We start from the raw sequence: 24,414 nt of genomic DNA on the forward strand, positions 1-24,414 counted from the left end.
GGCGACGGCCCGGCCTCCCGAGGGACCCTCCTCCCCGCGATGGCGCCGCTCCCCCGACTCGTCAAACAACCTGCCCCTGCAGCAAGCGGATTAACTCATGAAGTCAACCACGATCGTTTGCGCCCTGTTGCTAAACACGCTTCTCGCTGGCCCGGTCCGGGCAGCGCAGGACGCCGCTCACCTGGACCCCTACGCCAACGAGACCGAGGCCGAGCGAAACGCGCGGATGGCCTGGTTCCGCGAAGCCAAGTTCGGGCTGTTCATCCACTGGGGCGTGTACGCGGTGCCGGCCGGCACCTACAACGGCAAGCAGATCGCGGGCATCGGCGAGTGGATCATGAACCGCGGCAAGATCCCGATGGCCGAGTACCAAACCTACGCTAAGGACTTCAACCCTGTTAAGTACGACCCCGACGCCTGGGTGCGGCTCGCCAAGCAGGCGGGGATGAAGTACATCGTGATCACCTCCAAGCACCACGACGGCTTTGCGCTGTTTGACTCGGAAGTTTCTGAGTGGGACGTGGTCGACGCGACCCCGTACGGCAAGGACTTGATCGGGCCGCTCGCCGAGGCGTGCCGCAGGCACGGTCTCAAGCTGGGACTGTACTACTCGCAGGCGCAGGACTGGAACCAGGGCGGCGCCAGCGGCGGCTGGGACCCCGCCCAGAAGCACGACATGGACAAATACATCCGCGACACCGCCGTTCCTCAGGTCCGCGAGATCCTGACCAAGTACAGCCCCGACGTGCTGTGGTGGGACACGCCCCACAAGATGACCAACGAACGGGCCGAGCAGTTCCTGCCGCTGCTGAAGCTGCGCCCCGGAATCATCCACAACAACCGCTTGGGCGGCGATTACAAGGGCGACATCAGCACCCCCGAACAACACATCCCGGGCACCGGCCTGGAGGGCGACTGGGAGTCCTGCATGACGATGAACCGGACCTGGGGCTTCAAGAGCTACGACCACGACTGGAAGTCCACCGAGACCCTCATCCACAACCTGGTAGACATCGCGAGCAAGGGCGGCAACTACCTGCTGAACGTCGGGCCGACCGCCGAGGGCGTGATCCCTGCGCCGAGCGTCGAACGCCTCCAGCAGATCGGTGAATGGATGAAGGTCAACGGCGAATCCATCTACGGAACCACCGCCAGCCCGGTCCGCACGCCCTCCTGGGGCCGCGTCACGACCCGCGTCGAGGACGGCGACGCCACGCTGTACCTCAACGTGTTTGACTGGTCCGAGGAGGGCAAGGTATTCCTGCCGTTGACCAGCCCGGTCGCCGCCTGCCACCTGCTGACCGACGAGAGCCGCCGCTTCGAGACCCGCGCCGACGACCGCGGCACGACCGTATTGCTCACCGGATCGGCCCCCGACCCGATCAGCTCCGTCGTGGTGCTGCAGCTGGAAGGGCTGCCACAGGTCAGCGACGCCGACAAGACCGTCCAGGGCGAAGACGGCGCCGTCCTTCTGCCGGCCCAGAAGTCGATCATCAACAACCTCAACGGCTCCCACACCATCTACGACGCCGAGCAGGACAGCATCGCCGACTGGGCCCACAACCGGGCCTCAGTCGACTGGGACTTCACCATCAAGACTCCCGGCAAGTTCAAGGTCACCCTGCTGGCGGCGGCCGAGGAGAACACCTCCCTCAAGGTCTCCGTTGGCAAGAAGTCGCTTGACGTTACGGTCCCCGCGACCGGCGGGTTCAACAGCTTCCAAGCGGTCGACGCGGGCACGATCCAGATCGACACGCGCGGCGCCCACAGCATCCACCTCGCGCCGGTGCGGCGGGACTGGTCGCCGCTCCACCTGCGGTCCGTGCGGCTGAGCCCCACGAACTAGCGCCGCCCAACGCAACGCCCGGCCTCCCCCAGAGACAACGCCTATGCTGCGCCCGACCCTGTGCTGCGCCCTGCTGGCCACCGCCCTCATGTCCGACCGGTCCTCCGCGCGAGGCGAAGCGGCTACGCGTGCGCCCGCGCCCCCCCCGGCAGACGCCGCCCCCCTGGTGCTGGGGCACGGGGTCGGTCTGTTCACCGTCGGCGAGCTGGTGGTCGAGGACAACTTCGACGACCTCGACAACTGGGTCGTGCAGGTGCAGGATCGGCCGGGCTTCGCGCCGACGACGGTCGCCGCGCGGGACAACTCGCTCGACTGCCTCACGCCGGGACGCGGGTGCACGGTGTGGTTCAAGCGTAGGCTGCCTACGCGCGTGACCATCACGTACGACGTCCTCTGCCCGACCCACTCGCCGGCGATCAAGGGCGTCGCGCCCCGCGACATCAACAACTTCTGGATGTGCTCGGACCCGGCCGGATCGGAGGACGACCTGTTCGACGCCGCGCGGTACAACGGCGCATTCGATTCCTACGACAAGATGCGGGGCTACTACGCCAGCACCGGCGGCGGGGGCCCCAATGGGAACCGCACCACGCGGATGCGGCGCTACCCCCGCGCGGTCGACGGCCGGCCCGCAGAACACGTCGCGCTCACCGACAAGGACGGCCGCCGCCCGTACCTCATCGCCCCCGACCGCTGGCTGAGGGTTCAGCTCGTGGCCTTTGACGACATCGTTCAGTACATCGTCGACGGCAAGCTGGTCTACCAGTTCGCCCACGGCGACCAGGTTCAGCTCGAGTCCCGCGACGCCGACGGCCGCCGCACCAGCCACGCCGGCGAGTGCACGCCGGAACGCTGCCCCGTCTACCGCGAGGGCTACACGGGGCTGCGGATGGTCGGCACGCACCACCTTTACAGGAACTTCCGCGTGCACGCGCTCGACCCGGTCGAGGGCGGCGTGCGGAGGCCGACCGTCCGCGTGTCGTCGCTCGAGGAGCTGCGGCAGGCGGCGGTCCACAGCAACCAGCAGGTGATCCTTGAGCCGGGCGAGTACACCTTCGACGACCGCCGCGGCTATCGGCTGACAGGGTCGAACAACGACTTCGACCTGACCGGCGCCCACATCACCATCCCGCTGAGAGTCGACTCTCCCCGCCACATACTCCGCCTGCAGGGCGACAACATCACGCTCCGCGGCGGCCGACTCGAAGACGTCTACCCAGACGGCCAGACCGAGGTCACCGACTACGGCGCCTACAACCAGGGCCCCACGTACGGCGGCCGCATGACCGACGTGGTGGTCTCCGGCGACGGCGGCCGGGTGGTCGGCCTGCAGATGACGGTCCGGGGCTCCTACCCCTACGGGTACGGAAACATGTTTGGCATCGGCGGGGGCGCCAAACTCCGGCTGCGGAAGCACTGCGGCCTGCTGGTCACCGGCGACCACTGCGTCGTCGACGGCTGCGACGTAAAGAACGAGGCGTTCGGCCACGCTATCTTCGTGCAGCAGAGCCAACACACCGTGGTCCGCAACTCGGTGGTGGAGGGCACACTGCGGCCCAGCGACGACTGCTACAACGAGACCGACCCAGGCGACTTGGCGGCCCGGCACGACTTCCGGATGCAATGGCCCGACTGGGCGGAGGGCGTGCCGATCCCGCGCGGGCACATGATCAACTGCACCGAGGACGGCATCCGCGCCTACAACGGTGTCGGACACATGGAGGTAGAGTTCTGCGAAGTGCGCAAGGCCCGCGGCGGGATCAAGGTCTACATGGCCAAGAGCGCCCGTGTGACCGACTGCCGCGTGCTCGACTGCGTGGTCCAGGGCTACTCGGTCCCCAGCGGCGGGGTGATCTCCCGCTGCAGCGGCAACGCCGCATACGGGCCGCTGCTGTACATCCACAGCGACAACAACCGGCGGCAGACGATCGACCTTGAGGTGCTCCCGGCGCCCCACGGGATCGGCGACCACCCGCTGGCCGCAATCAAGGGCTCGCGGCACACGATCCGCTTCGCGGCGGGGCCCGGCTCGTCTCCGGAAACGATGCGGCCGATCATCGTCGGATACCCGCTGCGGTTCGACTTCCTCAGCGTCGACTTCCCCGCAGTCCCGCACGATCTCCAGCAGAAGTACGAGAAGTTCGCCCCCAGCAGGTACAAGGCCGAGCGCATCCGCATCGAGAACGAAACCCGGCACCCGGTGGTGCTCGCCGAGCTCTCGGAAGGGAACCAAATCGAAAGCGTCGGCCCGGTCCGCGACCTGGGCCGCGACAACCACGTGACGCAACTGACTGCGATCGAGTCGGCGCGGCGGGACTAAACAGCCGCCATTCCGAGTCTCACGCAGCCTCGGGAATTGGGGGAGCCTGATCCCACAGCTAATCTACCGGCACTCGACAGCGCCGGGGCATGCGAGCTAGGCAGACCAGTAACGCCAGCAGCGCCGCCGGCTCGGGCGCCGCGGTGGCGGCCGGTTGGGCCGCCGACTGGCCGAAGTTCGCCCGCCAGGTTGCGTACTGCTCGGGGCCAACAGGGGCGCCGGTGGGGTCGTTAGGCAGCGTGCCGGCCGGGGCGCCAACCTGGTCCCGCCAGACAGTGTAGTCGGCGGCGTCGACGACGCCGTCGTTGTTGAAATCGCCCGGCAGCCCGCCTCCGACGCCCAGCAGGGTCACCTCCCCCGTGGTGTACAGGCCGGTCAGGTCCCACGAGTGTTCGCTCTCGACGGTGAACGCCCCGCTGGGCGCGACGCCCGTCCAGTCGAACAGGCGGAACGTGCGGCCCACCTGATCGGCCAGATCAACGTCCACCGTGAACGCCAGGTCGAGCACGCCGTCCAGCGTCACCGCGATGCCGGCTTCGAAGAAGATGATCGAGTCCCACGCGTCGGACTCAAAGAGGACTTCGATCACACTCTCTGGCGCCGTGGTGAACCCCTCCTCCACGCGGATCGCGAGCGGCGGATCGGGCGGGTCGTAACCGTTGTCGTAGCCGTCGTAGTCGCGGACTATCCACCGGTTCTCGAGCGTCAGGTCGAGGCCCGCAACGCTGCCGTCCGGGTAGATCATGTTGTCGGTGGTTGCTGCGTCGCCAAAGTAGGCCTGGGCGCCGCGGGCGTCGGCGCCGGTGAAGTCCGCCAGGTGCGTGTTATCGATGCCCGACGCGTTCATCTCCGCGTTCGCCAGATAGGCGTGGCGAAAGCTGGCGCCTTCGAGATTGGCTGAGAGGTTAGCGCCGAGGAGGTTCTGGCCCTCGAAGTCCCAGCCAATCAGGTCGTTGATGAGCAGTGACACCCCACGCAGATCCCCGGCCTGATAACTTGCGGTTGAGTAGAGCTGCTCGGCGGTCCAGCCGGAGTAGGTGGCTTGCCCGAAAGTGGCGTTGCGGATGTCAGCGTCGGTGAAGTCGGTATCGACGAGCGAACCGCCGCCGAAGGATGCCCCCTCCAGGTTGAACCCGGCAAAGTCCCAGCCCGCCATATCATTGCCGTACAACTTGACTCCGGGCAGGCTCTTCGCCTGGTAGCTGGCCGTGGAGTAGAGCTGATCCACAGTGAAACCGCGGGATGTGGAGTTCTGAAACCACGCGTTAGCGACTTCGGCGCCGGCCAGACTTGCGCCCGCCAGCTCCGAGGCACTTAAGTTGACGCCCGTCAGGTCCTGGCCGGCGAAGTCCCAGCCGGCGAGATCGTTGTACCCCAGATTGACGCCTCGCAGGCTGCCCGACTGGTAGCTGGCGGTCGAGTAGAGCTGATCCGACGTGAAGCCCTCCGACGTAACGTTGTAGAAAGTTACGTCTTCGATCGTTGCGCCGTTCAGGTCGACATTGAGCAGCGTGGCGCTGAGAAAGCTGGCGCCGGTTAGGTCCTGCCCGGCAAGGTCCCAGCCCGTCAGGTCGCAGTTGCTGAGCAGTACCCCACGGAGGTCTTGGTTCTGATGACTGGCCGAAGAGTAGAGCTGGGCCGCGGAGAACCCTCCCTGAGTCGCGCGGTGAAGATTCGCGTCCCGCAGGACGACGCCGGTGAAGTCGGCGCCGGTCAGTGTTGCGCTGTAGTACCTCGTTCGGGACAGATTCTGCGAAGAGAAGTCCCAGCCTGTGAAGTCGTTGCCGTCGAAGATGATCCCCGACAGATCCTGGTTCTGGTAGCTGGCGGTCGAGTAGAGCTGAGCGGGCGTGAAACCACGGGAGGTGACGTCGGCGAGCACCGATTCGCGTATCTCGGCCTGCGCCAGCACCGCGCCTGTGAACGTGACGCTGGCCATGCTGGCGTCGGTTAGGTTGGCGCCGCTGAGGTCGGCGTTGGTGAGGTTCGCGCGGTACACGTAGGCGTTGGTCAGGTCGGCCCCGATCAGATAGGCCTTGGTGAGATCGCGCCGGTCGAGGAACGCGCGCGGCGCCGCATCCACGCCCGCCCCTTGCGGCGCGAGCGTCGCACTCGGCTGCTTGCCCTCGCTCGGGTTGGCGGGGTTGATGTACTCCCACTGGTAGATGTCCGCCCGGAGGGTCGGCCAACCGGCAGACAAGCCGGCGAGCGGTAGCAACGCACAGAGCAGAGTCCGCTTCATCACGCCCGCACCTTCACCACGTCCACGAAGAGAAAAGAGTCCGAGGAGCGCCAAGCGTTCGACTGGCGCACCGCGGTACGCATCCTACCGCCGCGCTTGACCGCGTGCGAACGCCGGCCGCCTCCAGAGCCGGCCCCAACGCGCCTTGGGCCGCTCTCCCTCTGCCCGATTTCTTGTCGAAACCGGCCACCTGCCGTGGTCGAATGAAGGGTTGCGCGGACCGGTTCCGCGGCTCTTTGGCAATCTGGAAGGCACATGGCCGCTGCCAGAGCGGTCGCCTCCGCGGTCACGAGTTTTGTCCGTTTTGTCCCCGCGGCAGTGGTCAATACTGTGCTGACGGGAAGGCCGCTCGGTTTGCGATAAGTCGTTACCTCACGGAGAGTTAAGCCGCCACTGACCGCGGCGCCGGCGGAGGGTTTTGTCCGCTATGTGCGCACCGTTTCGGACAAAACCCGCCGCGATTCTAGCGACGAGAACGCCGTAAGGTCTTTACAGAAAAACAGTTAGGGATTTCCAGTCGGCGCTGTGGCGGGGAGTTTTGTCCCTAGCAATCGATATTGGCCCTTTTGGGGACAAAACCCCGCTTCGGCTAGCGGCGCCAGCAGAGGTTTCTGCGGCAAAGTCGCCCAAATGTCAAAGTTTGCCGGTTAGGCCGACGATACCAACTGTGCTGATTGTCCTGCCATCGGTTGCGCACGGTGCGTGACGGGTGGCCTTCGAAGGGGCAAGCGGCCCTCTGGGGGGAGGGGCGACGCCGCGTCAACCAACGCGGGTCGCCGCTGATGCGAATCAAGATCACGACGACGCCGCAAGGCGTTTGAAGAACCTCCGTCAGGGACGCACGTCATGCACCGGCACACCCGAGCCTTCTGGTCACTCATCCTGTGCGGCGCCACCTTAGCCGCGGGTTGTCGACCCACCCAGCCGTTCTACTTCATGGAGGACGGCGACCTGTCGCACTACCTGGATGTCGCGACCGATATCGAGTACCCGGACGTAGAAGAGCCGTCGCTCGACGAGGTGACCGGCGCGCTTCCGCCGCTCACGCTCAAGAACACCGACCAGTACGAGATGTGGGACCTCACCCTCGAGGAGGCCACCCGCATCACGCTGTGCAACAGCCAGGTGATGCGGCAGATCGGCGGCGCCGCGATCGTGGGGGCGCAGGTGGCGCAGAACACGCCCGAGTCGATCTCGCGGACGCTGGTCAGCTCGGTCGCGGTGACCACCACCTACGACCCGGCCCTGCGTGAGACCACCACCGGCAGCTCGTTCGCGTCGGCGTTCAGCGGTACCGGCGTCGAGGCGGCCCTGAGCGAGTTCGACGCGCAGCTCGACATGACGACCAGCTGGCAGAAGAACGACCGCCCGCAGAACCTGGGCGGCGTGGCGGCAATCTTCCAGTCGCCGATCTTCCAGCAGGACCTGGGGACATCGCAGACACAGATCTCGAAACTGGCGGCCGACGGCACCCAGTTCGCTATCCGCAACAACTCGACCTACAACACCAACAGCAACTTTATCGCGCAGACCGCTCAGCCGAGCATCTGGGAGACCAACTTCGAGGCGTTCTTCAGCCGGCCTTTGCTGCAGGGCGCCGGCGCCCAGTACAACCGCATCGCCGGCCCGCACACTTCCGATCAGTACGCGGCGAACATCACCAACGCGTTCGACGGCGTGGTGCTCGCCCGCATCAACACCGACCAGACGCTGGCCGACTTTGAGGGCGGCGTCCGCAACCTGATGCGTGACGTGGAGCAGAGCTACTGGCAGCTGTACTTCACCTACCGCGACCTCGAGGCCCGCAAGATGGGCCGCGACTCCGCCCTGGAGACCTGGAAGAAGGTCTCGGCGTTGTACAAGGAGGGCGCCGAGGGGGGCTCGGCCGACCGCGAGGCCCAGTCCCGCGCCCAGTACTTCCAGTTTAAGGCCGCCGTGGAGCAGGGCCTGACCGACCTGTACCGCTCGGAGGCCCGCCTGCGTTACGTGATGGGTCTGTCGATGTCCGACGGACGCCTGATCCGACCGGCCGACGAGCCGACCACCGCGCAGGTGTCGTTCGACTGGAGCAGCATCCACGGCGAGTCGCAGGTCCGCCGGGTCGAGATCCGGAAGCAGAAGTGGGAGATCAAGAAGCGGGAGCTGGAGCTGATCGCCGCCCGCAATCACCTGCTGCCGCGGCTCGACGCGTTCGGCACGTACCGCTGGCTCGGCGCCGGCGACAACCTGATTGGCTCGGGCAACGCCCCGGCGCCGTTCGCCAACGGCAGCAACGCGTTCAACACGCTGACCGGCGGCGACTTCCAGGAGTGGGAGGTCGGCGCCCGGTTCAGCCTGCCGATCGGCTTCCGCCGGCAGCTGTCGACCGTGCGGCACCACCAGCTGGCCCTGGCCCGCGACCGAGCCATCCTGCAGGACCTGGAGCTCGAGATCTCGCACCAGCTGGGCGACTCGGTCCGCGACGTCGACCTGAACTACCAGCTGACGCAGACCAACTTCAACCGCCGCGTGGCGGCGGAGCGTGAGGTCGAGGCCGTACAGGCCGTGTTCGACGCGGGCCGCATCACGCTCGACCTGCTGCTGGACGCGCAGCGGCGGCGGGCCGAGGCCGAGAGCGCCTACTACCGCTCGCTGACCGACTACAACCTGTCGGTGGTCGAGGTGCACTACCGCAAGGGCTCGCTGCTGGACTACAACGGCGTGTACCTGGCCGAGGGCCCCTGGCCCGGCAAGGCGTACTTCGACGCGATGCGTCGGGCCCGCCAGCGTGACGCCTCGATGTACCTGGATTACGGCTTCACCCGGCCGAACGTGTTCAGCCGTGGCCCCCACGCCCAGACCGGCGCCGACCGCGGGTCGGCGGGCGGCGGCGGCGTGATCTACGAGGGGACCCCGACGCCGGCCGCCCCCGTGTACGAGGGCGAGCCGGTCCAGCTGCCGCACCCGGCCATGGGCGCCCAGACTGAGGTCGACGACCAGCTTCGCCATGTAAACTATGAAGCCGGCCAGGCCGCGGCGCCACGCGTGCTGCCCGGCGTCGAGCAGGCGGGCGGTGCAACGTCCTTCCCCGGCGGTTATGAACGTCAAGCGGATTACACGACTCCTCAAGCTGCTGCAAACGCTGCAGGCTGGTGACGGGCAGAACGCCGCCGGCCTGGCGGCCGGTTGTGGCGTTAGCCGACGCACCGTGTTCCGGGACCTGCAGTCGCTGAAGACCGCCGGCGTGCCGGTGGAGTTTGACCAGGACTCCGGCCGCTACTCGCTGGTCGGCGCCAGTTTCTTGCCGCCGACCAACTTCACGGCCGAGGAGGCGCTCGCCCTGATCTGCCTGACAGAGCAGGCGGCCGCCGCCGAGATGCCGGCGTTCCTCGAGCCGGCCGCGGTCGCGGCGAGGAAGCTGCTGGCGTCGATGCCGGACGAGCTTCGTGAGCGATTCCAGCAGGTCACGCGGACCATCCACCTCCGGCCCACGGCCCGCAACCCGCTGACCGATAAGAAGTCGGTGTATCAGCAGCTGGTCGACGCGCAGGCCGCGCGGCGGACAGTGCGCATCGACTACGGCAGCCTCACCGAGTGGGAGACCATCCACACCGAGCTGCGGCCCTACGAGCTGCTCTTCGACCGCCGCAGCTGGTACGTGGTGGGGCGGTCCTCGCTGCACAAAGAGGTCCGCACCTTCAACCTCTCGAGGATCGACTCACTAACGCCAACCGGCGAGACCTTCCGGCGGCCCAAGAGCTTCAGCCTGCGGCGGTACCTCGGCAACGCCTGGCGGCTGATCCCTGATTCGGGGCCCGACAGCCAGGTGCACGTGCGGTTCGAGCCGCTCGTCGCGCACAATGTCGCGGAGGTGTTGTGGCACAAGACGCAGCGTTGCGAGTGGCGGGACGATGGCCGGCTGGACTTTCACGCGACGGTCTCGGGGCTGGGCGAGGTGAGCTGGTGGGTGCTCGGCTACGGCGATCAGGCCGAGGTGATCGGGCCGCCCGCGCTGCGCAAGCTGGTGGCTCAGCGGGCGACGAACATGGTAGGTGTCTACGGCCGCGCGAGACCGCCCGCCTGCTAGCGCCACGGGCAAGGCGAGCCGCTATACTCGGCGGCATGTTCTTCACCTTTGACGGCCTCGACGGCGTTGGCAAGACAACCCAGATCCGTCTGTTCTGCGACTGGCTGCGGGGCAGGGGACTGACCGTCTGCGAGTGCCGCGACCCAGGCAGCACGCCGCTGGGCGACCGCGTGCGGGAGATCGTGCTGCACGCCCCCGACGACACGCCCATCTGCGCCCGCAGCGAGATGCTGCTGTACATGGCCGCCCGGGCGCAGCTGGTCGAGCAGGTCATCCGCCCGGCGTTGGCCCGCGGCGAGGTGGTGGTGTCCGACCGCTACCTGCTGGCCAACGTGGTATACCAGGGCCACGCCGGCGGGCTGGCCGTGGACGCGGTGCGTGCGGTCGGCGAGGTGGCCACCGACGGGCTCACGCCGGACGCCACCTTCCTGCTCGACCTCGACCCCGCCATCGCCGACGAGCGGATGCAGCGCGAGCGCGACCGCATGGAACGCCGCGGCGACGACTACCGGCGCCGGGTCCGCGAGGGGTTCCTGGCGGAAGGCGCGGCCAACGCCGATCGCATCCACGTGATCGACGCCGGGCGGTCGGTTGAGGAGGTCGGCAAGCAGATCCGCACGCTCGCCGAGCGGCTGCTCTAGCGGACCGCGGCGGCGTCCGCCGATGGGGTGTGCTGCGGCTCGAACCGCCGCGCGAGCGCATCGACCACCAGCACGCCGGCGAGGCACGCCACGGCGATCGCCACGCACGCCTGCTCGTGCCCGCCGAACTCCTGTGGCCAGATGGGCTCCATGGTGAGCGCTCGCTCTTTGAACGAGGCCTCTGGCGGCGCGTCGCCTCGCTGGAACGGCCAGACCTTGTACAGCGAGCCGATCATGAACCCGCACAGCACCGCCATGGTGGGCGAGTAGTACCGGACAAGCAGCCACTTCAACAGCTTGCTGAACATCAGCAGGCCGATCAGGCAGCCCACCGCAAACGTGGCCAGCGTCGCGACGTCGGCGCCGGAAACCTCCAAATGGGCGAGGTTCTTGATGATCCCGGTGATCTCGTGGTACTTGCCCAACAGCAACAGCAGGTAGGATCCGCTGATGCCGGGCAGGATCATCGCGCAGATGCCGATCACTCCCGATAGGAAGGTGTACCCCAGGCCGGGAGGGCCCGTCACCGCGGCCAGGCTGACCAAGAAGAAAGCGAAGGCCGCGCCGGCCACCCCCAGTCCGACGCACAGCGCCGCCTGCTGCGAACCGGCCGGACGGCACATCCGCCCCACCAGCAGTCCCGACGCCAGGATCAGCCCGAAGAACGCCGCGTAGGTCAGCTCGGTGTGCTCCTCCAGCAGCGTGTGCATCACTCCGGCCAGCCCGACGGCGCCGGCGCCAATGCCGCACGCGAGGGCGATCAGGAACCGCAGGTCCAGGTGGTCGGCGGCCGCCGACCACTGCCGCTTGGCCAGCAGACCCAGCAGGGTCCGGTCAACGCGGCTGACGGCCGTGACCAGGCGGGCGTAGATGCCCAAGATCAGCGCCACCGTGCCGCCCGACACGCCCGGCACAATGTCCGCTGCCCCCATGCAGAATCCGCGGGCGGCAATCTTGAGGTCGCCCAGCAGGCTGGGGGCGAGGCGGGACGCGGGGCTGGGCATGGTGAAACGCGCAGAATCTGAGGGTTTGTCCGGGTTTGGGCAACTATAGCTTACCGGCGGGGTTTCATTTTGAGACAGCCACCCGCCCCCTATGACGGTCAGTCAAGCTATCGTGCCGGCTCAAGGCGATAGCAAGTTACATTGACCCGCAAGCCGATTTTCTTTAAGATTTTTCGACGTCAAGAGTTAGGTAACCAGCGACCACGCGCGAGCGGTGTGCCGGCAGCGGAGAAACTCCCATGAAACCTTGGCCATGCCACGACGGCCACGTTTCGCTCGGAGGGTAAGTCGGGGAGATCGTCGACACTTAACACGCGGGGTCGCCCTCACATGACAAGGACGCCCCAATGCAGGGTATCCGTGTACCCCGCGAGTCCCCCGCCGGCTGGCTCATCGACGCCCCGGCGAAGGTGAACGTCTGCCTAGACGTTCTGCCTAAGCGTCCAGACGGGTTCCACGGCATCCGCACCCTGCTCTGCCCCGTGCGCCTCTGCGACACGCTTGTCGTGCGTCCCGGTCCTGCGGATACGGGAACCATTAAAGTCTCGGTCCGGGCGCTAAACGGTTCAGTCAATGCTGCCGCCGTGCCGACGGACGACAATAACCTGGTTTCCCGCGCGCTGCGGGCGGTGTTCGACCAAGTTGGTCGTAAACCAGACTGCCGGGTGACAATCAACAAACGAATCCCCGCCCAGGCGGGGCTAGGCGGGGGGTCGAGCGACGCCGCCGCTGCCATAGTAGCCGCCAACCACATCTGGCGACTCGGGCTGACCGACTCCGAAATGCTGTCGGTGGCGGCCCAGGTAGGCAGCGATGTGCCCGGGCAGCTATCTGGAAGAGCCAACTTGTGCGAGGGGCGTGGCGAGCTGGTAACGCCTGCCGCCGTGCCCGCGGGTCTGCCGTGCGTGATTGCCAAGCCGCGGGCTGGGTTATCAACGGCCGAAGTGTTCCGACGCTGCTCGCCTTCCGCAGAACCGGCGGGGGAATCGGCGACGGGGCGGGTCGCGATGCTATTGCAGGCGCTGCAGGCGGGGAGCTGGCGCAAGCTACCCGGCCTGGTCACGAATCAACTACAGGCGGCCGCGATGGAGCTCTGCGATGAACTCCGTCGACTCGCCGCGGCGTTTTCCCAACTCCCGTTTGTTGCCCATCAGATGACAGGAAGCGGCTCGGCCTACTTCGGCCTGTGCCGCAACCATCACCAAGCCAAGCAGGCCGCGGCCTGGCTGAGGGCCCGGCAGGCTGCCTGGGTCGTCGCCACATGCACCACGTAGCCGGCGGGGCGTAGGGCCCAACAGACCCACCTGGAGGTAAGGATGGAGATCACTGAAGTCCGCATCAAGCTCATGGACGAGTCCCAGGAGCGGCTAAAGGCGTTCTGCTCCATCACGTTCGACGATTGTTTTGTCGTCCGCGACCTGAAGATCATCGAGGGCGCGAGCGGCCCGTTCGTTGCGATGCCCAGCCGCAAACTCACCTCCCACTGCCCCAAGTGTGGGATGAAGAACCACCTGCGGGCCAACCACTGCAACCAGTGCGGCAGCCGGTTGGCGGAGGGGCGGCTGATCAAGGACGCCGACGGGCGGGCCAAGCTATACGCCGACATCGCCCACCCGATCAACTCGGCCTGCCGTGAGATGATTCAGGCCCACGTGATCCGCGAGTACGAGAACGAGTTGGAACTGGCGGCTCAGCCTGGCTACGTATCACGCTACGACGACCTCGACGGCGAGGACTACAGCGCCGACGAAGTCGAGACCCGCCGCGTCGACTCGCCGCACGACTCGCGCGCCGTGAACCGGCCGCACCACCCGCCCGCGGGCGACCCGATGCCCAATTCCACCGGCGGGCCCCACCGGCGACCGGGCGGTTCGAGCATGGCCGACCACACGCCCGCCAACTCGCCCCAGCGCGAGTCTGGGTTCGGCTCGGGCATCTTCGAGGAGTAGCCGGGCGTCCCTGCTGCAAGGACTTCAAACGGGCGAAGCTGCGCCCACCCTGCGGGTCGGCGGGCCTTTGACGCGGGGCGCCGTTGCGCCGCCGGCGTCGCTCTGTGGCGGTCGATACTCAGCTCGCCGGCCTATCACGTTGCCGGCTCGACAGGCGCGCCACCCCCACAAGGCGTCGCATTTTACCAAGAGCACCAAAGTTCCCCATTCACCGGCACCGATACCTTTTGGTGTCGAAAGGGTGTGAGGAAACAGTGGTGCGTGGCGTCGTCAGACTCATTGGCGCATCAACTAGGAGGCGTTGCGGGCGTATGGATGAAGATGTGAGGAGCGCCGATCTGTTCACGACGGTTCGGGACTTTGTTCACACGACTCTTTGTTCACGCGACAACCTGCGGGCGGACTGCTTTCAGCTCAGCCACCGCTCGCTGCAACGGGCGGGTCAGGTGTGCGGCTGGCACTTCTGCCTGCACGGCCCGCGTCAGCTCCAGTTGACCGCCATCTGGGAAATGGACTCCCACACGGTCCTCTTTTATGGATCGCAGGGTGAACGGTTCCTGACGGCCGCCGTGCCGTGCGCCGCCTAGCTACTGGCGGAAGGTGTTCTCACCCCCGTGTCGACATGGCCTCGCAAAGGAGTTGCGAGGCCGGACGACGCCCTAGGGCGTCGTCCGGAAGTAGTTGACAAGCGAACACCGGGTTTAGTATACATACGTGCACAGCCGTCGCGGCGGGAGGCCCACCCGCACGCAACGCCCGAGGCTGTGCTCCGAGCGGCCAATTCGGCGGCTCCGCGTGTACTGAACCCGCTTAATTGACACGGAGGTCTTCAATGCTCGTGCTATCTCGGAAAGAAACCCAGCGCATCCGAGTCGGCGATTCGGTCGTGGTCACGATCGTCAAAGTCTCTGGCGACAAAGTGCGTGTCGGCATCGAGGCGCCCAGCGACATGCTCGTCCTGCGGGATGAACTGGAGCCCTGGGCGACCGCAGACGCCGCAGCCCCGCCGCTGCTGACCACCGACGTGGCGGTCAACGTCGCTTAACCTGTCCGGTGGCCTCGTGTGAGGCCTTCGGATCGCGCAGCCACCGCGGCAGCACGCCCCCTCCACCCTCGGCTGGGGCGTCCCCGCGACCCACGGGGCGGCAATCATCGGCCGCCCCGTGGCCGGCAAGACGCGGCTACCCGTGCGGCGCCTGCCCCGATCGACAACGGGCGTGCCTTCTCTTCTCCGCCCGGTCTCCCCAGAGTCGCTCGACCGGGGACCGCTCCCTTCGATTTGCGCACGGCTTTCTTCCCCGTCCGCGCAGTTTTTGACAACGCGGTTGGCGGCCGCTACAGTGCAGGCCACGTGACGGGTTTTAGAGGCGCCCGCCACGTCACCTGCCTACTATCCATCCTTCCCTCCGCTTGCTGCCTTTACACGCGGCCGCTGGCCGCGACTTCTGCGAGTTGCTCCGCCCGTTGAGGGACGCCGTCGTCCCCGCGCGCCGCTTGGCGATTGGGTGCCGCTTACCGCTTCGCGTTCCAGGGAGATCGTTGCTATGGGTCGTCGTACACACGTTGGGCGTCGTGGCTTCTTGACCGCGGGCGCCGTCGGCGCGCTGGGACTCAACCTCGGCGACTTCTTCGCCATCCGCGCCGCTCAGGCCGCCTCGAACAAGTACGTCACGCCGCCGCAGAAGGCGAAGAGCGTCATCCACATCTTCCTCCAGGGAGGGCTCGCCGCGCAGGAGTCGTGGGACCCCAAGCCCGAGGCGCCGATCGAGTACCGCGGCGAACTGGGCTCCGTCGAGACCAAGCTGCCCGGCGTGCGCTTCGGAGAACTGATGCACCGCACCGCCGGCGTGGCGGACAAGCTGACGGTCGTGCGATCGGTCACCCACGGCGAGGCCGCGCACGAGCGCGGCCAGCACAACATGATGACCGGCTACCGGCCCAGCCCGGCGCTCATGTACCCCAGCTTCGGCAGCGTGGTGAGCCACGAATTCGGCCCCCGCAAGAACCTGCCGCCCTACGTCTGCATACCGAACGCCCCCAACCCGTACGCCCACAGCGGGTACCTCAGCACCGCGTACGCGCCCTTCAGCGTCGGCAGCGACCCGGCCCGAGGCGACTTCCGCGTGCGTGACCTGGAGCGGCCCGGGTTCGTCAACGACGACGTCTACCACCGCCGCATGACGGCGCTCGAAACGGTCAACGGGCGGTTCACGGAACGCACCGCGTCGGACGCGGTCGCCGCGATGGACGAGTTCTACCAGCGGGCGTTCAACTTGATCGGCTCGCAGCACGCCCGCGAGGCGTTCGACATGAACAAGGAGGACAACAAGACCAAGGACCGGTACGGCCGCAACCCTGCGGGGCAGCGGATGCTGCTGGCCCGCAGGCTGGTCGAGGCCGGCGCGCGGTTCGTGTCGCTCTCCTACGGCGGGTGGGACCACCACAACGACATCACCAACAACATGCGGCGGCAGCTGCCGGCGTTCGACCAGGCGTTCTCCACGCTGATCACCGACCTGGACGAGCGGGGCCTGTTGGACGAGACCGTCGTGCTGGTTTCGTCCGAGTTCGGCCGCACGCCGAAGATCAACAACACCGCCGGCCGCGACCACTGGTCCAAGGTGTTCAGCGTTGCGATGGCCGGCGGCGGCATCCGCCGGGGTGCGGTCATCGGCTCGTCGGGCCCCACGTCCGCCGAACCCGAAGAGACCCCAGTCACGCCAGAGGACCTGGCGGCCACTATGTACCACCTGCTGGGCATCGCTCCCGAGAAGGAGCTGATGGCGCCGGGCGACCGGCCGATCGAGATCATCGACGGCGGCCTCGTCCGGAAAGAACTGCTCGCGTAGACCGCCGCCTATCAGCCACGTGTCGCTTCACTTCAGGGGGAATCGAAGGTGAACCAGACCGCAGCCAAGACGTTGATCCTTGCCGTGCTGCTGGCCGTCGCGGCCACCGCGGCGGCGTACGAACCCCGGCTGAGCCGGCTCGAGCCCGCCGGCGGTCAGCGCGGGACCGAGCTGAACGTCGACTTCGTCGGCGGCCGCGTCGGGATCGATCCCGAAGAAGTCGTCTTCTACGAGCCGGGTGTGCAAACGGCGGCGCTGGAACGGGTAGACGACAACCGCGTGCGGGTGAAACTGGCGATTGCGCCCGATTGCCCCCTCGGCCGCCACGCGGTGAGGCTGCGGACCAAGAGCGGGCTGAGCGAGATCCGCACCTTCCACATCGGCGCGCTGCCCGAAGCGAAGGAGGCCGACCCTAACGACTCGGTCCAGGCTCCGCAGGAGGTGGCCTTCAACTCGACCATCAACGGCGTGGTGAAACGCGAGGACGTGGATGTGTTCGCGTTCAACGCCGAGGAGGGACAGCGAGTATCGGTCGAGGTCGAGGGGCTGCGGATGGGCCGCACGTTCTTCGATCCAGTGATCGAGCTGCTGGACGAAAGCGGCGGGGTCATTGCCCACTGCGACGACGCCGCGGCCGCCCACCAGGACGCGTTCCTGTCGATCACGGCGCCCAAGACCGGCCGCTACCTGGTGCGGCTCCGCGAATCCGCCTACCGCGGCGACGACAACTGCATCTACCGCCTCCACATCGGCGACTTCCCCCGCCCCGCGGCCGTGTTCCCGCCCGCCGCCGGCCGCGGCGAGGAGGTGACCGTCCGGTGGATCGACGCGGGCGGCGGCGAGCAGCAGGTGCGGATGCCCCCCGAGGGCGACGAGTACGCCTACTGGGCCGAAGACGAACGCGGCGTGGCGCCGTCGTCGCTGCCGATCAAGCTGCTCGACACGCCGCCAGCGCTGGACATCGAGCCCAACAATAGCCGCAAAGAGCCGACGCCCATGTCGGTCCCCGGCGGCGCGGTCGGCGTGATCGGCGAGGCCAACGATCAGGACTGGTATTCCTTCGAGGGCAAGAAAGGGCAGGTCTGGGAGCTGCGTGTGCGTGCCCGCGAGCTCCGCTCGCCGCTTGACGCGGTGCTGCGGGTGCGGAAGGCGGACGGCGGCAACCTGGCCGGCAACGACGACGATCGCGGCGCCCCCGACAGCTACATCCGCTTCACCGTGCCGGAGGACGGCAAGTACCTGCTGCAGGTGGAAGACCGCCTGCAGCGCGGCGCCGAGGACTTTGTCTACTTCCTCGAGGCAGCCGAGCGGACCGCCATCGCCGAAGTGAAAATCGAAGAGCGGCGCCGCTACGAGGCAACCGTCCTAGAGGTTCCCCGCGGGGGCAAGACCGCCGCGCTCCTAACGCTGACGCGCCGCGATCTGGGCGGCGACCTGAACGTCACACTCAAAAACCTGCCCGAGGGCGTCACCGCCGAGGTGTTTCCGCTGGCGGGTAACTATAACCGGTTGCCGGTAGTGTTCTCAGCCGCCGAGGACGCGCCACTGGCGGCGTCGCTCTCGCCGATGGAGGTAACCAAGGTCGAAGACGAGCAGGACATCCTCACCAAGGTCGCCCAGCAGACCTGGTTCGCCCGCGGACGCAACAACCGGCCGATGTGGAGCCACTTCGCCGAGCGCGTACCGGTCGCGGTCACCGAGTCACTGCCGTTCCGCCTACGCATCGAAGAGACCCACTCCCCACTGGTCCAGGGCGGGTCCAAGAACCTGAAGATCATCGCCGACCGCGACGAGGGCTTCGACGAGTCGATCCGCATCTACACGCTCTACAACCCTCCTGGCGTGTCCTCCAACCGTTCCCGCTCTATCACCAAGGGCAAGAACGAGGCGATTATCCCCGCCACCGCCAACGGCAACGCCCGCACCGGCGAATGGCAGATGACGGTCGTGGGCGAGCTGAACTCGGGCGGTCGGGTCTACGCCTGCACGCCGTTTATGCCGCTGACGGTGGCCGAGCCGTACTTCGACATGAAGGTGCCCACGGTGAACGCCAAGCAGGGCGAGTCGGCCGAGCTAACGCTCGAGCTCAACCAGCGGCACGAGTTCGACGGCGAGGCCGAGCTGAAGCTCGCGCGGCTGCCGCCCGGCGTGACCGCCGAGCCGGTCAGGGTCACCAAGGACGCCACGTCCGCCACGTTCGCCCTCACCATTGCCGCCGACGCCAAGCCGGGCCGCCACCGTGGCCTGGGCTGCCAAGCGCAGCTGACCGTGGCCGACGAGCCGGTTGTGTACACGCAGGGCTACGCCGAGGTGCGGGTCGACGCCCGCCCGGCCGACCCCGCGGCCACCGCCGGCGCGCCCCCCAACAACAATGGAGGTCAGTCATGACCACTTGCCGCAGAGCCCTTGTGCTGGTGCTCGCCACGTGCGCACCGGCCCTTGCCGAGACCGCGCCGACCGAGTTCGTCCGGCTAGAGGTCTACCCGCCGCAGATCATGCTGGACCACGCCGCCGACACGCAGCGGGTGGTGGCGATCGCCAGCCGCGCCGACGGGATGACCCTCGACGTCACGGACCTGGCCAACTGGCGGGTCGACCCCGAGCACGGCGAGCCCGACGCGGTCCGCCTGGAGTCGGGCGTGCTGTCGGGCGGCGCCAACGGCGTGGCCCGCGTATCGGCCGAGTTCGCCGGTTTGACCGCTATGGTCGACGCGCACTCCGCCGCCGACACGCCCGCCCCGCCGGTCAGCTTCCGCCACGACGTGATGCCGGTCTTCATGCGTGCTGGGTGCAACGCGGGCGGGTGCCACGGCGCCTCACGCGGCAAGGACGGGTTCCGGCTGTCGCTGTTCGGGTTCGACCCGGCCGGCGACCACCACCGCCTGACCCGCGAGATGACCGCCCGCAGGCTCAACCCCTCGCTGCCCGACGAGAGCCTGATGCTGGAGAAGGCCATCGCCGCGGTGCCGCACTCCGGCGGCAAGCTCTTCGACCAGGAAAGCGTCTACTACCAGAAGCTGCGGGACTGGGTCGCCGCCGGCTCTCCAAACGATGTCGCCGAGGCGCCCACCGTGACTTCGCTCTCCATCTACCCGCCCGCCGCCGCGGTCGGAGCGGGCGGGCAGTCGCAGCGGTTCATCGCTGTCGCGCAGTACTCCGACGGCGCCACCCGCGACGTCACCCACCTGGCCGTGTTCCAGTCCAACAACGACGTCAGCGCCGCCATCGACGACATGGGCCTGGTCACCTCCGGCAAGCGGGGCGAGGCGTTCGTGATGGCCCGCTTCGACACCCACACCGTCGGCAGCCAGGTGCTGGTGCTGCCCAGCGGCCAGCCCTTCGAGCCGGTCGACGAACTGCCCGCCAACTACGTCGACGAGCTGGTCGGGCAGAAGCTCCAAACGCTGCGGATCAACCCCAGCCCGCTGGCCGACGACGAGGAGTTCCTCCGCCGCGTCACGATCGACATTGCCGGCCGCCTGCCGACCGTCGACGAGCGGAAAGTGTTCCTCGAGGACGCCGACCCCGCCAAACGAGCCGCCAAGATCGACGAGCTGCTGGCCGGGACCGAGTTTGCTCAGGTCTGGGCCGCCAAGTGGTGCGACCTGCTGATGGTCCGCGAGCTGCCCAACCGCGTCGAGTACAAGCCGATGTTCCTGTACTCGCAGTGGGTCACCGAGCAGATCGCCCAGGACCGCCCGTTCGACCAGGTGGTCCGCGACCTGATCGGCGCCAGCGGCACCAGCTTCGACACGCCGCAGGTCAACTTCTACCAGGCCGAACCGGACCAGAAAAAGATTGCGGAGAACGTGGCGCAGGTGTTCCTCGGGATCCGCATCCAGTGCGCCCAGTGCCACAACCACCCATTCGACCGCTGGACCATGGACGACTACTACGCGTTCACCGCGTTCTTTAGTCAGATCTCACGGAAGCAAGGCGAGGACTACCGCGAGGTGCTGGTCTACAACCGCGGCAGCGGCGAGTCGAAGCACCCCGTGACCGGCCAGTCGATGGCGCCCAAGTTCCTCGGTGACGAGGCCCCCGACACCAAGGGCAAGGACCGCCGGGTGGTGGCCGCCGACTGGATCGCCGCGTCGGAGAACCCCTACTTCGCCACAAGCGTCGCCAACCGAGTGTGGGCGCACTTCCTGGGACGCGGCGTGGTGGAGCCGGTCGACGACATCCGCGTCAGCAACCCGCCCAGCAACCCGGCGCTGTTCGACGCGCTCGGCGAGCGGTTCGTGGAGTCGGGCTTCAGCCTCCGGGCCCTGGTTCGGGACATCTGCAACTCCAACGCCTACCAGCGGTCGTGCGAGCCGAACGACTCGAACGCAACCGACACGAGCAACTTCGCCCGCGCGATGCCGCGGCGGATCCCGGCGGAGTCGCTGTGGGACTGCCTGAGCCAGGCCACCGCGTCCAAGCAGGACAAGCTGCCCGGCCTGCCACCGGGCGCCAAGGCGACCCAGATCGCCGACGGCTCCAAGGGCAACTATTTCCTGAAGACCTTTGGCAAGGCCAGCCGCGAGTCGGTCTGCGCATGTGGCGCAGTCACCGAGCCGACGCTCTCCCAGGCGCTGCACATGCTCAACGGCGACGCCACGCAGGGCAAGATCAACCGCGGCAAGCTGGTCAGCGAGTGGCTCTCCCAGGATCTCACGAACGACCAGATCATCGACCAGATCTACCTCCGCTGCCTGAGTCGCACGCCCAGCGCTGAGGAGAAGCAGAAGCTGGTTGGCCTCACGCCCGACGGGGACGGTCGAGAGCAGGCCCTAAAGGACGTGTTCTGGGCGGTGCTCAACTCGAGGGAGTTCCTGTTCAACCACTAGCCAACCTATTCCCGGCGGAGCCAGGGGCGACGAGGTGAATGGACTGCCGAGCGCCCGTGCTACGAAACCTGTAACTCTCAAGAGACAGCGCCTTGCGATACACCCACCCGACCCTCGCCACCCTCTCCGCCGTGTTCTGCTGCGCCCCCGCGCTGGTGGCCGACGAGAAGATCACGTTCGACCAGCACGTGGCGCCGATCCTCCGCCAGCACTGCCAGGCCTGCCACAGCCAGGACGACGCGTCGGGCGGCCTAGCGCTGGACGACTACAACGCGACACTGGCGGGCGGCGCCGGCGGCGAGGTGCTCGCCTCGGCGGACGTCGGCGGGTCGCGGTTGTGGAAGTTGGTGAACCACGAGGAGCAGCCCTACATGCCGCCGGGCGGCGAGAAGATCCCTGGCGACCAGCTCAAGATCCTCCAGCAGTGGATCGAAGGCGGCCTGCTGAAGGACGCAGGATCAAAGCCGAAGCCGAGCGCCAAACCGGCCATCGCCGCGGTCGCGACCGACAACTCGGGCAAGCCGGTCGGCGAACCCGCCATGCCAACCGGCCTGTACCGCCAGCCAGTGGTGACCGCCGACCACGCCGGCCCGGCGCCGTCGCTGGCCGCCAGCCGGTGGGCGCCGGTCGTGGCGGTCCCCTGGCAAAGGCAGGTCTCGTTCTACCACACCGACACGCACCAGTTGCTGGGCATCGTCCCGTACGTCGACGGCGTCCCCCAGGTGGTCCGGTTCAGCCGCGACGGCAGCCTGCTGCTGGTCGCCGGCGGGCGCCACGCCAAGCTCGGCAACGCCGCGCTGTACGACGTAAAGAGCGGCGCCCGGCTGGCCACTATCGGCGACGAGCTGGACATCGTGCTCGCAGCCGACATCAGCCCCGACAAGTTAATGGTCGCCATCGGCGGGCCCAAGAAGAAGGTGCGGGTGTACCGCGTGGCCGACGGCGAGCAGGCGTACCAGCTCGGCAAGCACACCGACTGGATCACCGCCCTGGCATTCAGCCCGGACGGCAAGCTGATCGCCACTGGCGACCGCGCGACGGGCCTCCGCACGTGGGACGCGGCCGCGGGCAACGAGCGCAACGACCTCCGCGGACACAGCGGCGCAATCACGTCGGTCGCGTGGCGGGCGGACTCTTCGGTGCTGGCGTCGACCAGCGAGGACGGCTCGGTGCGGCTCTGGGACGCCGCGGGCAACTCGATCAAGTCGTTCGAGGCGCACGGCGGCGGGGCGATGTCGGCCGCGTTCGCCAGCGACGGGCGGATCGTCACCGCGGGACGGGACAAGAAGGTGAAGCTGTGGAAACCGGACGGCGGCCACTTGGCCGACCTGACCCAGCTGAACGACATCGCCCTGGCGGCCGTGTTCACGCACAACGGCGAGCAGGTGATCGCGTCCGACTATACCGGCGAGGTCCGCGTGGTGGGCGTCGAAGACAAACAAACCAACGCGACGCTGGCGCCCAACCCGCCGACCATCGACGACCGCCTCGCCGCCGCGGCCCAGGCAGTCCAAGCGCACTCGCAGACACTAGTGGAGGCCAAGCAGAACAACGACGCCGCGCAGCAGGCGGTCGAGCAGGGCGAGTCCGCCCACGCCGACTACCAGCAGAAGCTGGCGGCCGCCAAGGAGGCCGCCGAACGACAGTCCGCCAAACTGGCGGATCAGGATCAGTCGCTAACCGCCGCCAAGGCCTACGCCGACGCGTCGCTGAAGGCGTTCGAGGCGGCGCAGAAGCAGTTCGCAACCGCCGAGAAACAGCTAGCATCGTTCCGTGAGGAGCAGGACGCCGACCCGCCCACCGAAGGCGATGCCGAAGCGTCCGACGAGGCGGCGGCCCGGCTGGCCGAGCTCGAGGCCGCCTACAGCGACGCCAGCGGCGCGGTCGCCAAACAGGAAGCTGAATCGCAGCGGGCCCGGCAGCAGGCGGACGCCGCGGCGCGGTCGCAGCAGGCGGCGAAGAACCGATCGGACGAGGCGAACAACCAGCTGGCGGCGGTTGAACAGCTGCAGGCTGGCCTGCCCAACCTGGAGAGACTTCGGGCCACCAAGGCTGAGTCCGACGCCGCCGCCAAACAAGCCGCCGAGCAGGGGACGCGGCTCGCGTCCGAGCAGAAGGAACTTGCCGCCGAGCTGGAGGCGTTCTCGCAGGCAATGGCCCGCCTGACCGATGAGGCGCAGCAGCGGGCGGCGAGCCAAACGGAAGTCGCCCAGTCGCTCGGCGCCGCGCAGGCCGTGCGGCAGGCCGCCGCCGAGGCGGCCGAGGCCAAGGCCCAGTCGGTCGCCCAAACCAAGGCCCGGCTGGACGAGATCAAGCAACAACTCAGGTCGCTTCAGGCTGAGCAGCGCGAGCTCTCCGCTGCCCTCAAGTCAAGCGACGAGAGGCTTGCCGAGATCGCCGAGCAGATGAGCGAGGCCGAGCGGCAGTCCCAGATCGCCGAGTCGCAGGTGCGGGACTTCACCGCGGCCGAGGCAATGCGCAAAGCGTATGCCGAAGCCCAAGAGTAGCCCCGGGGGACGGCCACAGCGAGGCCCGCCGGCCACGTTCTAGCGGCTGCTGCAGTTAGAAAAGGTGCGTCAGAACTGTAAAAATTTGCGTGCCGGCAGTCGGGGAATGATGGGCAACCGCCGACCTACCCTTTGACTACCCGGCGTGGCGTGGGGCA

The 24,414-nt window shown here is 67.7% G+C and carries 15 protein-coding genes; 13 read left to right on the top strand and 2 right to left on the bottom strand.

The annotated features are described in order from the left end of the window. The first annotated feature begins 97 nt into the window (after positions 1–97). Together KOR34_RS11180 and KOR34_RS11185 are read left to right on the top strand one after the other, a co-directional pair. Positions 98–1,846, top strand: coding sequence for an alpha-L-fucosidase (locus KOR34_RS11180; RefSeq protein WP_146564667.1), 1,749 nt, complete (start codon positions 98–100; stop codon positions 1,844–1,846). 43 nt (positions 1,847–1,889) lie between these two features. Beyond that, a complete protein-coding gene (locus tag KOR34_RS11185) occupies positions 1,890–4,166 on the top strand; it encodes a right-handed parallel beta-helix repeat-containing protein (RefSeq protein WP_146564668.1) in 2,277 nt (758 codons plus the stop codon). A 58-nt stretch (positions 4,167–4,224) separates the two neighbouring features. Here the strand turns inward: KOR34_RS11185 and KOR34_RS11190 are convergent, their stop codons facing one another. Then, entirely contained in the window at positions 4,225–6,408 is a 2,184-nt protein-coding gene (locus KOR34_RS11190) for a pentapeptide repeat-containing protein (RefSeq protein WP_146564669.1), read from the bottom strand. Between the two features lie 846 nt (positions 6,409–7,254). Here KOR34_RS11190 and KOR34_RS11195 point away from each other — a divergent pair. Genes KOR34_RS11195 through tmk form a run of 3 tightly spaced genes read left to right on the top strand, consistent with a single transcriptional unit; the run spans position 7,255 to position 11,115 of the window. Next, positions 7,255–9,543 carry a TolC family protein gene (locus KOR34_RS11195; RefSeq protein WP_146564670.1) on the top strand — a complete coding sequence of 763 codons (2,289 nt, stop codon included), beginning with the start codon at positions 7,255–7,257 and terminating at the stop codon, positions 9,541–9,543. Then, entirely contained in the window at positions 9,485–10,474 is a 990-nt protein-coding gene (locus KOR34_RS11200; RefSeq protein WP_228714577.1) for a helix-turn-helix transcriptional regulator, read from the top strand. The genes KOR34_RS11195 and KOR34_RS11200 overlap by 59 nt, the downstream gene beginning before the upstream one ends. 35 nt (positions 10,475–10,509) lie before the next feature. Next, positions 10,510–11,115: a dTMP kinase gene (gene tmk / locus KOR34_RS11205; protein WP_146564672.1), complete on the top strand. Its 606-nt coding sequence runs from the start codon at positions 10,510–10,512 to the stop codon at positions 11,113–11,115. Here the strand turns inward: tmk and KOR34_RS11210 are convergent. Beyond that, entirely contained in the window at positions 11,112–12,119 is a 1,008-nt protein-coding gene (locus KOR34_RS11210) for a DUF368 domain-containing protein (RefSeq protein WP_146564673.1), read from the bottom strand. The genes tmk and KOR34_RS11210 overlap by 4 nt on opposite strands. Before the next feature lie 347 nt (positions 12,120–12,466). Here KOR34_RS11210 and ispE point away from each other — a divergent pair, with 347 nt between their 5' ends. From ispE to KOR34_RS11250, 8 genes are all read left to right on the top strand, one after another. Next, a complete protein-coding gene (ispE, locus tag KOR34_RS11215; protein ID WP_146564674.1) occupies positions 12,467–13,393 on the top strand; it encodes a 4-(cytidine 5'-diphospho)-2-C-methyl-D-erythritol kinase in 927 nt (308 codons plus the stop codon). A gap of 42 nt (positions 13,394–13,435) precedes the next feature. Continuing rightward, positions 13,436–14,068, top strand: coding sequence for a SpoVG family protein (locus KOR34_RS11220; RefSeq protein WP_146564675.1), 633 nt, complete (start codon positions 13,436–13,438; stop codon positions 14,066–14,068). A gap of 323 nt (positions 14,069–14,391) precedes the next feature. Next, on the top strand, positions 14,392–14,655 hold the full coding sequence (locus tag KOR34_RS11225; RefSeq protein WP_228714578.1) for a hypothetical protein: 264 nt from the start codon (positions 14,392–14,394) through the stop codon (positions 14,653–14,655). A gap of 245 nt (positions 14,656–14,900) precedes the next feature. Further along, the gene (locus tag KOR34_RS11230) at positions 14,901–15,113 is read left to right on the top strand and encodes a carbon storage regulator (RefSeq protein ID WP_146564677.1); all 213 of its coding nucleotides are present in this window, start codon (positions 14,901–14,903) and stop codon (positions 15,111–15,113) included. Positions 15,114–15,612: 499 nt separating this feature from the next. Further along, positions 15,613–16,917 (top strand): DUF1501 domain-containing protein, encoded by a 1,305-nt coding sequence (locus KOR34_RS11235; RefSeq protein WP_146564678.1) that lies wholly within the window; start codon positions 15,613–15,615, stop codon positions 16,915–16,917. Positions 16,918–16,965: 48 nt separating this feature from the next. Then, positions 16,966–19,305: a PPC domain-containing protein gene (locus KOR34_RS11240; RefSeq protein WP_146564679.1), complete on the top strand. Its 2,340-nt coding sequence runs from the start codon at positions 16,966–16,968 to the stop codon at positions 19,303–19,305. Then, the gene (locus KOR34_RS11245; protein ID WP_146564680.1) at positions 19,302–21,749 is read left to right on the top strand and encodes a DUF1549 and DUF1553 domain-containing protein; all 2,448 of its coding nucleotides are present in this window, start codon (positions 19,302–19,304) and stop codon (positions 21,747–21,749) included. Before KOR34_RS11240 ends, KOR34_RS11245 begins: the two co-directional genes overlap by 4 nt. Positions 21,750–21,841: 92 nt before the next feature. Further along, positions 21,842–24,256 (top strand): WD40 domain-containing protein, encoded by a 2,415-nt coding sequence (locus KOR34_RS11250; protein WP_146564681.1) that lies wholly within the window; start codon positions 21,842–21,844, stop codon positions 24,254–24,256. The last annotated feature ends 158 nt before the right edge of the window (positions 24,257–24,414 follow it).

The organism is Posidoniimonas corsicana (assembly GCF_007859765.1).
In the GTDB taxonomy this organism is placed as follows: Bacteria; Planctomycetota; Planctomycetia; order Pirellulales; family Lacipirellulaceae; genus Posidoniimonas; species Posidoniimonas corsicana.

Bases quoted from the DNA above. Each gene is read 5' to 3' on its own strand.
- KOR34_RS11230 (WP_146564677.1), top strand. From the start codon at position 14,901: ATGCTCGTGCTATCTCGGAAAGAAACCCAGCGCATCCGAGTCGGCGAT.
- KOR34_RS11245 (WP_146564680.1), top strand. From the start codon at position 19,302: ATGACCACTTGCCGCAGAGCCCTTGTGCTGGTGCTCGCCACGTGCGCA.
- KOR34_RS11180 (WP_146564667.1), top strand. From the start codon at position 98: ATGAAGTCAACCACGATCGTTTGCGCCCTGTTGCTAAACACGCTTCTC.
- KOR34_RS11185 (WP_146564668.1), top strand. From the start codon at position 1,890: ATGCTGCGCCCGACCCTGTGCTGCGCCCTGCTGGCCACCGCCCTCATG.
- KOR34_RS11220 (WP_146564675.1), top strand. From the start codon at position 13,436: ATGGAGATCACTGAAGTCCGCATCAAGCTCATGGACGAGTCCCAGGAG.
- KOR34_RS11210 (WP_146564673.1), bottom strand. From the start codon at position 12,119: ATGCCCAGCCCCGCGTCCCGCCTCGCCCCCAGCCTGCTGGGCGACCTC.
- KOR34_RS11235 (WP_146564678.1), top strand. From the start codon at position 15,613: ATGGGTCGTCGTACACACGTTGGGCGTCGTGGCTTCTTGACCGCGGGC.
- KOR34_RS11195 (WP_146564670.1), top strand. From the start codon at position 7,255: ATGCACCGGCACACCCGAGCCTTCTGGTCACTCATCCTGTGCGGCGCC.
- ispE (WP_146564674.1), top strand. From the start codon at position 12,467: ATGCAGGGTATCCGTGTACCCCGCGAGTCCCCCGCCGGCTGGCTCATC.
- tmk (WP_146564672.1), top strand. From the start codon at position 10,510: ATGTTCTTCACCTTTGACGGCCTCGACGGCGTTGGCAAGACAACCCAG.
- KOR34_RS11200 (WP_228714577.1), top strand. From the start codon at position 9,485: ATGAACGTCAAGCGGATTACACGACTCCTCAAGCTGCTGCAAACGCTG.
- KOR34_RS11190 (WP_146564669.1), bottom strand. From the start codon at position 6,408: ATGAAGCGGACTCTGCTCTGTGCGTTGCTACCGCTCGCCGGCTTGTCT.